Source organism: Terriglobales bacterium, from assembly GCA_035454605.1.
Lineage (GTDB): Bacteria > Acidobacteriota > Terriglobia > Terriglobales > Acidobacteriaceae > DATMAB01.
Genome location: DATIGQ010000165.1, coordinates 1 through 12,415, shown reverse-complemented (window position 1 = coordinate 12,415; position 12,415 = coordinate 1). Strand labels below are relative to the sequence as shown.

Annotated in this window: 13 protein-coding genes; 3 read left to right on the top strand and 10 right to left on the bottom strand. The window is 65.1% G+C overall.

What is annotated here, in order from left to right:
- Positions 1–30: 30 nt before the first annotated feature.
- A complete protein-coding gene (locus VLE48_11895; protein ID HSA93705.1) occupies positions 31–822 on the bottom strand; it encodes an isoprenyl transferase in 792 nt (263 codons plus the stop codon).
- Positions 823–1,214: 392 nt separating this feature from the next.
- Here VLE48_11895 and VLE48_11890 point away from each other — a divergent pair, with 392 nt between their 5' ends.
- Entirely contained in the window at positions 1,215–1,442 is a 228-nt protein-coding gene (locus VLE48_11890; GenBank protein ID HSA93704.1) for a hypothetical protein, read from the top strand.
- Positions 1,443–1,565: 123 nt separating this feature from the next.
- Positions 1,566–3,962 (top strand): TonB-dependent receptor, encoded by a 2,397-nt coding sequence (locus tag VLE48_11885; protein ID HSA93703.1) that lies wholly within the window; start codon positions 1,566–1,568, stop codon positions 3,960–3,962.
- 71 nt (positions 3,963–4,033) lie between these two features.
- Here VLE48_11885 and VLE48_11880 read toward each other — a convergent pair whose 3' ends face one another.
- The gene (locus tag VLE48_11880; protein ID HSA93702.1) at positions 4,034–4,573 is read right to left on the bottom strand and encodes a helix-turn-helix transcriptional regulator; all 540 of its coding nucleotides are present in this window, start codon (positions 4,571–4,573) and stop codon (positions 4,034–4,036) included.
- 192 nt (positions 4,574–4,765) lie between these two features.
- Between VLE48_11880 and VLE48_11875 the strand changes: the two genes are divergently transcribed.
- Positions 4,766–5,371, top strand: a complete 606-nt coding sequence (locus tag VLE48_11875) for an HD domain-containing protein (protein ID HSA93701.1) — start codon at positions 4,766–4,768, stop codon at positions 5,369–5,371.
- Between the two features lie 13 nt (positions 5,372–5,384).
- Here VLE48_11875 and hutH read toward each other — a convergent pair whose 3' ends face one another.
- From hutH to VLE48_11835, 8 genes are all read right to left on the bottom strand, one after another.
- Positions 5,385–6,935 (bottom strand): histidine ammonia-lyase, encoded by a 1,551-nt coding sequence (gene hutH, locus VLE48_11870; protein ID HSA93700.1) that lies wholly within the window; start codon positions 6,933–6,935, stop codon positions 5,385–5,387.
- On the bottom strand, positions 6,896–7,399 hold the full coding sequence (locus VLE48_11865; GenBank protein ID HSA93699.1) for a DUF4440 domain-containing protein: 504 nt from the start codon (positions 7,397–7,399) through the stop codon (positions 6,896–6,898). Before VLE48_11865 ends, hutH begins: the two co-directional genes overlap by 40 nt.
- 13 nt (positions 7,400–7,412) lie before the next feature.
- Positions 7,413–7,832, bottom strand: coding sequence for a thioesterase family protein (locus tag VLE48_11860; protein ID HSA93698.1), 420 nt, complete (start codon positions 7,830–7,832; stop codon positions 7,413–7,415).
- Between the two features lie 103 nt (positions 7,833–7,935).
- On the bottom strand, positions 7,936–8,724 hold the full coding sequence (locus tag VLE48_11855; GenBank protein ID HSA93697.1) for an enoyl-CoA hydratase-related protein: 789 nt from the start codon (positions 8,722–8,724) through the stop codon (positions 7,936–7,938).
- Positions 8,725–8,732: 8 nt separating this feature from the next.
- On the bottom strand, positions 8,733–9,605 hold the full coding sequence (locus tag VLE48_11850) for a hydroxymethylglutaryl-CoA lyase (protein HSA93696.1): 873 nt from the start codon (positions 9,603–9,605) through the stop codon (positions 8,733–8,735).
- Positions 9,602–9,937: a hypothetical protein gene (locus VLE48_11845; GenBank protein HSA93695.1), complete on the bottom strand. Its 336-nt coding sequence runs from the start codon at positions 9,935–9,937 to the stop codon at positions 9,602–9,604. The genes VLE48_11850 and VLE48_11845 overlap by 4 nt, the downstream gene beginning before the upstream one ends.
- Positions 9,938–9,940: 3 nt before the next feature.
- Positions 9,941–11,641, bottom strand: a complete 1,701-nt coding sequence (locus VLE48_11840; GenBank protein HSA93694.1) for an acyl-CoA carboxylase subunit beta — start codon at positions 11,639–11,641, stop codon at positions 9,941–9,943.
- A gap of 50 nt (positions 11,642–11,691) precedes the next feature.
- Positions 11,692–12,285: an enoyl-CoA hydratase/isomerase family protein gene (locus VLE48_11835; GenBank protein HSA93693.1), complete on the bottom strand. Its 594-nt coding sequence runs from the start codon at positions 12,283–12,285 to the stop codon at positions 11,692–11,694.
- Positions 12,286–12,415 lie beyond the last annotated feature (130 nt).

The following is a 12,415-nucleotide window of genomic DNA, read 5'->3' as shown; positions in this document are numbered from 1 at the left end:
CACCACCGCGGTGGCGACGCGCTTCATCGCTCAGTGCTTGCCGTTGGAAGAGACCAGGCCGCCGTAACGCCGCTCGCGCTTCTGGAACTCGGCGATGGCTTCCAGCAGGTGCCGGCCGCGGAAGTCGGGCCACAGCGTCTCGGTTACGTAGATCTCCGCGTAGGCGACCTGCCATAGGAGGAAGTTCGACAGGCGCATCTCGCCCGAGGTGCGGATGACCAGGTCGGGATCGGGCAGGCCGCGGGTGTAGAGGTGCCGCGCAATCAGGTCTTCGTCCACCTTCAGATGATGGACACCGCCGTTGGAGGCCGCCGCGCGAACGATGTCGTTGAAGGCGTCCACCAGTTCCAGGCGCGCGCCGTAGTTCAGCGCCAGCGTCAGCACCATGCCGGTGTTGCGGCTGGTGGCTTCCCGCGCCCAACCCATGCGCTCCTGGACGTCCGCCGGCAGCTCGTGCTGCCGCCCGATGTACTCCAGCCGGATATTGTTCTTGTTCAGCGTAGGGACTTCCCGCTTGAGGTAGTGCTTCAGCAGGCGCATGAGGAACTCCACCTCGCTGCGCGGCCGCTTCTGCCAGTTCTCGGCGGAGAAGGCGTACAGGGTCAGCGAGGGCACATGGACGCGCGCCGCCGTCTCTACCACGGAGCGTACGGCGTTCGCGCCCGCGCGGTGCCCGGCGATGCGCGGCAGATGCCGCTTCTTCGCCCAGCGCCCGTTGCCGTCCATGATGATGGCCACGTGCTTTGGCAGCCGCTCGGGGTCGAGTCCGGCGTAGATTTCGGCTTCTTTGCGGTCCAGCCCTTCGGGAATGGTGGTGCGCAAACGCTTCCTCTACGGTATAAAGTGTAATCCAAACTAGCACATCCCATTGCGACTGGCAATTGACGCCGGGCATGCCCTCTGCCATGCTAGGCACGCTCTTGCCAGAATGGTCCAGGGCGTCCCACCGCCCGGCAAGTGCGACGTTTCGCGCCTGATTGACTGAGACAACCGCACACCCGAGGCGTTCCATCCAATCCGGAAGCATGGTGTTTCTACACCCTGGAGGGCTCGGGAAGAGCCTGGCAAGCGTTTGGCTGGCCCTGCTGATTACCTGCCTCCTGGGCAGCCAGTTTGTCGCTACCACTCACCAGCTGGCCGTCCGCCATGCCACCTGCCCACAGCATGGCGACCTTATCGACGTTGAGGGCAGGACCGCACCGGCGGACGCCGCGATGGCAAAGCAGGTATCTGCCTCGAATGTCACCGACACCCAGCGCCACCACCAGCACTGCTTGTTTGTTTCCTCTCGCGGCAATCACAAGGGCTTCAAGGCGGCGGGGCCGGCGGTTGCCTCGACCATCCCGGTGGCGCACCCGGAGGGCTCCGGCTATAGCGCGGCTCCCCGCCGTTCGCTCGTACTCTATCTGACAGCGCCCAAGCACTCTCCTCCGTCCGCCTAGGCTCTGGTCCAGAGACAAGCGAGCCAGCGCGCAACCGCGCATTCTGGGTTGGCCTTCGGTCTCGCGCATGGCATCTCACTACGGAGACAAGCGAATCAAATGGGGGCCGATTCCGGAGGCATCATGAGGGTTGGACATAGGCCGTTCTGGGCGCGAATCCTGGCGTCCGGCTTATGCGTGTTGGTACTGGCCGCATCCCTGTTTGCCCAGAGCGTCGGTACCGTAATGGGCGCCGTCACCGACCCGACCGGTGCCGTCATCCCGGGAGCATCGGTCACCCTCACCGCCGCCATCAGCGGTTACCGTCAGAACGTGCAGACCGACGCCGAAGGGCAGTACAGGTTCGTCCACGTACCGTTCTCGCCCTTCACCCTGCACGTGGAGGCCCCCGGCTTCGATCACTTCGACGCCACCGGCGAACTGCGTACCAACGTCCCTCTCGTCATGAACGCCCAACTGACGCTGGCCGCGGCCAAACAGGAGGTCACCGTGGTCGAGCAGGGGCCGTTGCTGGAAACGACCTCGGCCTCCACACACCATGACATTGACTACAAGCAACTGCAGAAGCTGGGACTGGCGCAGGCCGGGCGTGGCCTTGAGGCCCTGGTGCAAACCGTTCCCGGCGTCGTCCAGGACGACAATGGCCGCATGCACCCCCGCGGCTCGGAATCCCAAGTCCAGTACGTGGTGGACGGCGTTCCAATCACGGACAATCTGGCGGCCACCTTTGGCACTGCGCTCGACGCGCGCAACCTGCGCTCCGCGGAGATCCTTACCGGCAACGTTCCCGCGGAGTACGGCGGCAAGCTGGCCACCGTGATCAACGTCAATACCAAGTCGGGCCTGGAGATGCCGTGGAACGGCAGCCTTTCCTTCGGCGGCGGCAGCTTCAACCAGCTCGAATCCGGAGCCGAGTTTGGCGGACATACCCGCAAGTTCGGCGTTTTCGTTTCTTCCGCGGCCAGCCACAGCGAACGCTATCTCGACCCGCCGGAGATTCAGAACTTCCGCAACGAGGGCGGCAACGCGCGCCTGTTCGCCAAGTTCGACTGGATTCCCACCGACAAGGACACACTGCGGCTTTCGCTCACCACCAACGGCTCGAACTTCCAGGTCCCCAACACGGCCGAGCAGCAGGCGGCGGGCCAGCGGCAGGGCCAGGAACTGCGCGATGACGCCCAGTCGCTCGCCTGGACCCATCTCTTCGATCCCCGCACCGTGAGCGACGTGGTGGCCTACCGGCGCTCCTCCACCGCGCACCTGCTCGATCCGGAGCAGACCGGGTTCCCGTTCTTCGCGGAGCAGCACCGGCGCCAGCGCACCGAGGGCCTGCGGGCCAGCATCAGCCGGCAGCAGGGCGGCCATAGCCTGAAGTTCGGCGTGCAGGTGACGCGCCTGCCGCTGAGCGAGTTCTTCACCGTAGCCGCTACCGATCCCGCCATCCTCGCCGATCCCGCCAACCCCCTCTCGGCCTTTCCCATTACCAGCCCCTTCGTGTTCAACCAGAAGAAGACGGGCCGTGAGGTGGCGCTGTTCGTGCAGGACCGCTTCACCATCGCGGGTCGCCTCACCATCGATGCCGGGCTGCGCTATGACAACTACCGCATCGTAGCCGAGAAAGATTTCGTCAGCCCACGCGTCGGCCTGGCCTACTACATCAAGCGCACCGGGACGGTCTTCCGCGGTTCCTACAACCGCCTGTTCCAGACTCCGTCGGTCGAGAACCTGTTGCTATCTTCCTCTGCGGAAGGCGTGGTGTTCTCGCCCTTGGGCTCTACCGCAGGAGTGCGCGTGGTGCCGCCCGAAGAGCAGAACTTCTACGAGTTCGGCGTGCAGCAGCAGTTGGGCAAATATGTGCGGCTGGACGTGGCCCATTACGTCAAGAACATCCGCAACTACGCCGACAAGGACCAGTTCCTGAACACCGGCATCATCTTTCCCATCGCCATCGCGCGCGGCGACGTGCGTGGCACCGAAGCCCGTCTCGATCTGGCCCTGGTGCGTGGCTGGACCGCCTTCCTCAGCTACGCCAATTCCAAGGCCATCGCCACGACCCCGCTGGTCGGCGGTCTCTTCCTCGGCGAGGAAGCGGCGGCATTGCTGATTCCCGGGGTACAGTTCAACGCCGACCACGACCAGCGCAACAGCGGCCAGTTCGGCGTCACCTATTCCCATCGTTCGGGCGCCTGGGCCAGCCTCAGCGGGCGCCATGACAGCGGCGTGCCCTCGGAGTTCGACCCCGCGGACCTGGCCGGGCTCGACCCGCGCATCGTCGAGCAACTGGATACGGTGCGCTTCCGCATCAAGCCGCGCACCACCCTCGACCTCGCCGCCGGCATCGATCTGCTGCGGGACAGTTCCTGGCCCATCTCCCTGCAGCTCGACGTCCAGAACCTGCTGGACAGGTTCTACCTGTTCAATTTCGAGAGCGTATTCTCAGGGACGCACATCGGGCGGCCGCGCGAGATCAGCGCCCGCATCGTCTTCCACTGGAAGGCGAAGTCCGTACAGAGCCCGTAGGAACAAGAAAAACGGGCCGGGGTCTCGAGAACCCCGGCCCGGTCGGCTCAGCGAGCTGCCCGGAGAAAACTCTAGGAGTGCCGCCGCGGGCGCAGCGAAAGGTCGCGCACCTGCGCCAGAATCGTGGACAATTGCATGCCGTCGAGCTTCTGCAAGTAGGGGATCAGCTCGGCGATAAAGTCGTCGGTCAGCAAGTCGCGGATCTCCGCGTCGCGGCTGTGGCCGCCGTTGAGCAGTTCAGGCACGCTTACCTCCAGGGCTCGCGCCAGCCGCTCGATGGATGAGAGGGTGGGCGTGGCTTTTTCGTTTTCGATCTTGGAGACGTAGGTCCGCGGCACCGCCATGCGCAGCGCCAGTTGCCGCTGGCTCAGGCCGGTGCGTTGCCGCAGGGTGCGAATGGCCGCCGCCAGTTGCAGATGCGAATGTCCGTTGCCGTTTTCCGGACGCGGTGCTTCTGCTGCCGGCTCCGCCACCTGGGGTTCGGGTTCTTCAGCGTCCAGGCAGGTGTGGCACTTGCGGCAGAGATTATTGTTGGTCCGGAACTGGACCAGATGACAGCGGTCACATCTCACGACTTCCCGCGAGTCGACGGGCGCGAGAGTTGTAGCCATGCCGGGTTGTGGAAGATGCCAGAGCCGGGCATCCCGCCTGCGGTACACTTGCAGGCTGGCGGTACTTTGCGGCACCGCCGCCGGAGTTGTCAACAGAAAAGTGGGCGGAAACTCGGATGACACCGGGTAAAACCCCGCGGAACCTCCCTATGAAAGACGGAGAAAAGCGGGCGAAAACGAGGGAGAGGATTGATGCCGACCCGTGACGATGCCTGGGGGTTACTTTGCGAGTACACCCAGTCCGAGAGCCTGAGGAAACATGCCCTGGCGGTGGAGGCCTGCATGCGCGCCTACGCCCGCCGCTTCGCCGCCGACGGCACCGATCCCGCCGCCGACGAGGATCTCTACGGCCTCTGCGGCCTGCTGCACGACTTCGACTACGAAAAATTCCCCACGCCCGACCAGCATCCCTTCGTGGGCAACAAGATCCTCGAAGAGCGCGGCTACTCTGAGGTCCTGCGCCGCTGCATCCTCTCCCACGCCCAGTACTCCGGCGTCGCGCGCGTCACGCCCATGGAGAAGGCCCTGTTCGCCTGCGACGAACTGGCCGGCTTCCTCACCGCGACCGCGCTGGTGAAACCCAATAAGTCGCTCGCCGAAGTGGAGGCCAAATCGGTACGCAAGAAGATGAAGGACAAAGCCTTCGCCCGCAGCGTCAGCCGCGAAGACATCCTCACCGGCGCCCAGGACCTGGGCATCGACCTGGAAGAGCACATCACCTTCTGCATCCAGGCCATGCAGGGCATCGCCAAGCAGCTCGGCCTGGATGGGATTCAGCCTGCGGCTCCGCAGGCCTGAACACTGCCGCGCTTCACGCCAGCGCAGCAGCAACCTTTCCGCTGCGAATGACTTCTGCCACCCGCCCGAAATCCTCCGCCAACACGCGGTCCTTCTCTACTGCGGGACTCACAGCGCGGATCGCCGCATGGGCTTTCTGCCCGCGCGGGCTGGGCGTGAGCGGCGAAAGGAAATCGATGGCTTGGGCGGCCGACACCGCCTCGATGGCCAGCACGTTGCGCGTGTTGGCGACAATGCGCTTCAGCTTGAGCGCCGCCGTCATCCCCATGGAAACGTAGTCTTCCTTGTTGCCCGAGGTGGTGATCGAGTCCACCGACGCCGGATGCGCCAGCACCTTGTTTTCGCTGGCCAGCGCGGCCGCCGTTACCTGCGCCATCATGAAGCCGGAGTGCAGGCCAGCGTGCTTGGCCAGGAACGGCGGCAGGCCTTCGTTGAGCGTCGGATTCACCAGCCGTTCCACCCGCCGTTCGCTGATGCCCGCCAGCGACGCCAGCGCGATGCCCAGGAAGTCGAGCGCCAGGGCCACCGGCTCCCCGTGAAAGTTTCCGCCGGAAAGCACATCGGCGTTGGCGCCCGGATTCAGGAACACCAGCGGATTGTCCACGGCGGCGTTCATCTCGATCTCGAAGATGCGGCGGCAGTGGGTGAGCGTGTCGCGCACCGCGCCGTGCACCTGCGGCATGCAGCGCAGCGAGTAGGCGTCCTGCACCCGGCCGCAGTCACGATGCGACTCGCGGATCTGGCTGCCCTCCAGCATGCGCCGCAGATTCTCCGCCACGCGCATCTGCCCGGCATGCGGGCGCGCCTGATGGATACGCGCGTCGAAGGCCACATCGGTGCCGCGCAGCGCGTCCAGCGTCAGCGAACCGATGACGTCGGCCGTGTCCGCCAGCGTTTCCGCCTCCATGAGCGCCAGCGTGCCCACCGCCAGCATGGCTTGCGTGCCGTTGATGAGCGAGATGGCTTCCTTGGCCTCAAGCACCAACGGCGCGAGGCCCGCTTTGCGCAGCGCTTCCGCGCCGGTAATGCGCTGCGCTTCGAAAATCGCTTCTCCTTCGCCGATCAGGACCAGCGCCAGATGCGCCAGCGGCGCCAGATCGCCGCTCGCTCCCACGCTGCCCTGCGAGGGGATGACGGGATGCACGCCGCGGTTCAGCAGTTCGCACAGCGCCGCGATCACCTCCGGCCGCACGCCGGAAAAGCCCTTGGCCAGCGAGTTGGCGCGCAGCAGCACCAGCGCCCGCGTTTCGGCCTCGCTCAGCGGCTCGCCCACACCGGCGGCATGCGAGCGCAGCAGGTTCACCTGCAGCTCGCGGATCTCACCCGGGGCAATGCGTACGTCGCTCAACTTGCCTACGCCGGTGTTCACGGCGTAGGCCACGCGCTCGCCCGCAAGCAGCGCCTCGACCGCCGCCCGCGCTTCGGCAATGCGCTTGCGCGCAGCCGCGTCCAGCGCGACCGGCTGCCGCTCGTACACCACGCCACGCAACTGCTCCAGCGTCAGGTCGTTGCCGTTGATGGGAATCACTTCGACGCGTTCCAGATGGTCCGGTGGACTTTCCACTCGCCGTCCGGGGCCCGCTTCAACACCCGCAGCACGTTGTAGCTCTGCCGGATTTCGTCGCCGCCGGCCTTGGGCCGCACCGCACTCGTGAAGGTGCCCCACTCAAAAGCGTAGTCGCCCGCGAGCGTCACTTCCTGCCACTTCTGCTCGTAGGCCAGAACCTCGTACGCGGCGCTGGCGGCTTTGCCCGCTTCCAGTTGCTTGCGACCCACGGCCTTGCCGACGGTCGGCGAGCCTCCCGGCGGCAGCGCCACGATGTCATCCGTCCACAGCGAAACCAGCGTCTCGACGTCGAAGGCCTTGGTGGCGGCGATGTCTTTCTGGTGCAGCTCTTCGATGGCTGCCAAGTCGGCGGCACGGCGTGCGTCTTCGTTCATCGTGGCGTGTAGGGCGATCAGCGTTCCCGCCGCCGCTACCAGCAAGAGTGCAGCGAGCCAGCGGCGCGGCCTGCGATTGTCAATCATGGAGCCTTCCTCTTCAAGTCTTGTGGCGCGGAATGGCTTTGCGGAATGCAGCCAGATACTTTTCGGGCAACGACCGCTTGTTGAAGTTACGGTCCACCACGATGTGCGTGGTCTCGCCCTCGGCCAGCAGTTCGCCGTCCGTGACGCGCCGGACCTCGTATCCGAAGTGCAGCAGGGAGTCGCGCAGGTTGCGCAGTTCCGTGCGCACGACAATCTCATCGTCGTAATGCGCCGGAGCCTTGTAGCGCACGCGCAGGTCCACCACCGCGATGTGGCAGTCGTCCTGCTCTTCCATTTCGCGATACTGGAAGCCGAGTTGGCGCAACGCCTCCACTCTTCCCACTTCGAACCATACGGCGAAGTTCGAGTGATAGACCACGCCCATGCGGTCCGTCTCCGCGTAGCGCACGCGGATGCGAGTTTCACTGGTCATTCGTTGGGCCACATACATTGCCGAACTGCCGAAATGGAGAATTGCCGAAGTTGGAGCGCCTGAGGTTCCAATTCCACAATTCGGCAATTCCGAAATTCGGCAATTATTTCCCCGTCCACTTCGCTTTCCGCTTCTCCAGGAACGCCGTCACGCCTTCCCGGAAATCCGCGGTCGCGCGGATGCGCGCGTTCTCTTCCTGGCCGAGTTGCATCTCGCGATCCAGTTGCGCCCGGGCATACTCGGACAGCAACGCCTTGGTCAGCCGGATGGAAGTCGGGCTGTTCTCCATCAGGGCGGCCGCCAGCTCCCGCGTGCGTGGCATCAGCTTCTCCGGTTCCACCACTTCGTTCACCAGGCCCATGCGATAGGCTTCCTCGGCGCCAAAGACGCGACCGGTCAGCAGAAGATCGCGCGCATGCTTTTCGCCCACCTGGCGCTTGAGCAGGGAAGAGACGATGGCGGGAATGAACCCGATGCGCACCTCGGTGTATCCGAACTTGGCATCCTTCGAGGCCAGCGTGAAGTCGCACGACGTGGCGATGCCGGTGCCGCCGGCGATCGCCGCTCCGTTCACCGCCGCGATGGTGGGCTTGGGAAAATCGTAGATGGAGCGGAACAGCAGCGCCATGCTTTCCGAATCCTTCAAGTTTTCCTCGAAGGAACGTCCCGCAGCACTAAGTGTTTTCAGGCTTTCCAGGTCCATGCCCGAGCAGAACGCCGAGCCGGCGCCGGTGAGCACCAGCACCTGCGACGCCGCGTGCCGCACCGCCTCCAGCGCCGCCATCAGTTCATCGATCAATTGGAAATTGATGGCGTTGCGCTTCTCCGGCCGGTTCAGCGTGATGGTGGAAACGCCGTCGGATTCCGCCAGCAAAACGGTTTTCAGTTCCATGGGGCCCGCTATTGTTTCACTTGTGCCTGGTGCGCTGCACCGATTTCCGCCGACATCCGCAATATGCCTTCCAGGGACGCCAGCTTGGGTGTCTCCGCTCCGCGCTTTCTCAACGCTTCCAGCGCCCGTTCCGTGGGGATGTTGCCGACGAGGAGGTCCTGCGCGAACGGGCATCCGCCCAATCCGCCGAGCGCGCAGTCGAACCGGCGCGCTCCGGCATCGTACGCCGCCAGGATCTTTTCCCCCGCCTGTTCCGGACGCGAATGCAAATGCGCCCCGATCTCGAGATACCCGTACCGTTCCGTCACGGTACTCACTACGTCGGAGATTGTTTTCGCATCCGCCTTGCCTATCGTATCCGCCAGCGAGATGGCGCGGATGTCCATGCTCTCCAGCAGCCCAACCGCTTCCACTACTTCGTCGGCGCTCCAGTCATCGCCGTACGGATTACCGAAGGCCATGGAAATGTACACCACCATATGGAGTCCGGCCTGGTGCGCTTTGAGGTCGACCTTTTCCAGCTCTTCCAGTGCGTCCTCCGGCGTCTGTTTCTGATTGCGCTCCAGGAAAGTCGGCGAGATCGAATACGGAAAGCCCAGTATGCGCACTGCCCCGGTTGTGATCGCCCGCTCCGCGCCCTTCTCATTCACCACGATGCCGATGATCTCGACGTCCTCCGGCGCCTGCAGTTGTCGCAACACTTCTTCCGAATCCGCCATCTGCGGAACCGCGGCCGGCGAAACGAACGACACCGCATCGATGTGCTTGAACCCCGCCTCGATCAACGCTCGCAGGTACGCAACTTTGATCTCGGTCGGTATCTGCCCTTTCAGCCCCTGCCAGGCATCGCGCGGGCACTCGATGAGTTTCACGGCATTCACCGTTCACCGCCCTTGCGGCGCATCCATCGCCACGCCAGCAGCAGGATTCCGACGAACCACGGCGCCATCCAAGCCAGCAAGCTGGACGCGAACGCCGCATCGCTCACCGCATAGCCGCCGAACGGCACGCTGTAGAAATGTCCTTCCCGGCGATATCGTGCGATGCCGATCCCCAGCACTCCGTAGGTCAGCAGCCCCAGCGGCAGCGAAATGACCAGCGCCCCGGCCACGTGCCCCAGCGCGGCCCACGCTCCGCCGCGCCCGGAGGATTTCAGCAGCAGCCACGCGCCCGTGCCGACGAACACCACGAAGATGAGCGGCAGGATAGGCACGGCTCACGTCTGCAGCACTCCCGTCTTGAACTCCGCCACATGGGGGTTGAGGGCCGCCGCTTCCAGCGCCAGCGCGATGGCTTCGCGCGTTTCCAGCGGGTCCAGGATCTTGTCGATCCACAACCGCGCCGCGCCGTAGCGCGGGTCGGTCTGCTCGTCGTAGGTCTGCTTCACGGATTGGAACAGCTCGCGCCTTTCCTGTTCGCTCAGCTTTTTGCCGCCGCGCTCCAGTTGCTTGATCTTGATCTCCACCAACGTGCTCGCGGCCTGCTCCCCACCCATCACGGCGTAGCGGGCCGTGGGCCACGCGAAGACGAAGCGCGGGTCGTAGGCCTTGCCGCACATGGCGTAATGCCCGGCGCCGAACGAGCCTCCCAGGATCACCGTGATCTTGGGCACCACCGAGTTCGACACCGCGTTCACCATCTTCGCCCCGGCGCGGATGATGCCGCTCCACTCCGCGTCCCTTCCCACCATGAACCCGTTCACGTCGTGCAGGAAGACCAGCGGCACCAGGTTCTGGCTGCAATCCATGATGAAGCGCGCCGCCTTCTCCGCCGAATCCGTGTAGATCACGCCGCCGAACTCCACCCGCTTGTGCCCGGCGTGATCGATCTGGGTGACGTGGGTCTTCTGGTTGGCCACGATGCCCACCGCCCAGCCGTTCACGCGCGCATATCCGCACAGCACCGTTTCGCCGTATTCCGGCTTGTACTCGTCGAAGCGGCTGCCGTCCACGAGGCGCGCGATGACCTCCTTCATGTCGTACTGCCGCGACGGATCGGATTCGAAGATGCCGTACAGTTCTTCGGCCGCGAAGGCCGGCGGCTCCGGCCGCTTGTGGTCGAACGGCGCCGCCGGCCGCCGGCCCATCTTCTCCACCAGCGCCCGGATGCGCGCCAGGCAGGCCTCGTCATTGGGCTCCCGGAAGTCGATGGTGCCGGAAATCTCGGCGTGCACGCGCGCCCCGCCCAGGTCCTCCGCGGAAACCTTCTGCCCGATCGCCGCCTGCACCAGCGCGGGTCCGGCCAGGAACAATCCGCTGCCGTCGGTCATCAGGATGTGGTCGCACATCACCGGCAGGTACGCGCCCCCCGCCACGCACATCCCCATGATGGCGGTGATCTGCGGGATGCCCATGGCTGACATCACGGCGTTGTTGCGGAACACGCGCCCGAAATCGTCCGTGTCCGGGAACACGTCTTCCTGCAGCGGCAGGAACACGCCCGCCGAGTCCACCAAGTAGATGGTGGGAATCCGGTTCTCGATGGCGATGTTCTGCGCCCGGATGACCTTCTTCGCCGTCATGGGAAAGAACGCGCCCGCTTTCACCGTGGCGTCGTTCACGATCAGCATGAACAGCCGCCCGTGGACTCGCCCCAACCCGGTCACTACGCCCGCGGCCGGCGCCCCGCCCCACTCTTCATACATGCCGTGCGCCGCGTGGATCCCCAGCTCGAACAGCGAAGTTCCTGCGTCGAGCAGCAGCCCGATGCGTTCCCGCGCCGTCAACCTTCCCTTCTTGTGCTGCGCTTCGATGGCTTTCGCACCGCCGCCGTCGCGGATTCTTTCTTCTTCATTGTGGATGGCGGCGGCCAGGTCGGCCATGGCCCGCATGTTCTTCTCGAACCGCGCTGAGGTGGGATCGACGCGCGAGCTCAGCGCATGCGCGCGCGCCGCGGGCGAACTGGGCTTGCCGGTCATGGTGGGAAGGGCGAATGGTTAGGGTAAATGAGCCGCGCGAGGTCGGCAATTCAGGCGGCGGAGCGCAAAGCGGAGAGCGCCAACGCCACCGGATCGTCGGCCACGGCGTCCACCAGGCCGATGCGCAACGCCTCCGTCGCGTGCAGCTTTTCCGCCGCTGTGAACATGGCGAGCGCCCGGCCCTTGCCGATCAGCCTGGGCAGCCGCTGCGTTCCGCCCCAGCCGGTCATCAGGCCCAGCGCCGCGCCGCGATGTCCGAACAGGGCGTGGGGCGCGGCGATGCGTCCGGCGCAGGCCAGCGCCAGGTCCAGCCCTCCTCCCATGCAATAGCCGGAGATCGCGGCAATCGCCGGGGCAGGGAAGTTGTCCATGGCGTCCATCAGCGCCTGTCCCTCGCGTGCAAATTCCAGCGCCTCCGGGCCGGAGAGGGCCGCAATCTCATTCAGGTCGGCGCCCGCCGAAAAGAAACGGTGGTTCCCGGTGAGGATGAGCGGCAGCGCGGGCCGGGCGCGTGCCAGCTCCCCAACCGTTTGCGTAAGGTTCCGGATGCATTCCCGCGTCAACCGGTTGGTGCTGTCCGCCGACTCCAGCCGGATGAGGTTGCAGCCTCCTCGTTCTTCCAGCTTGGGGAAAGTAGAACTCAAGCGGGATGCTGGCAGCGGCGAGCGGAAAGCGAAAGGCGGAGGGCGCATTTCATGCCGGCACGCCGCGCGGCTTCACGTTGGCGCGGATGAACTGCACGATCTCCTGCAGCGACGTCCCCGGCTGGAAGAT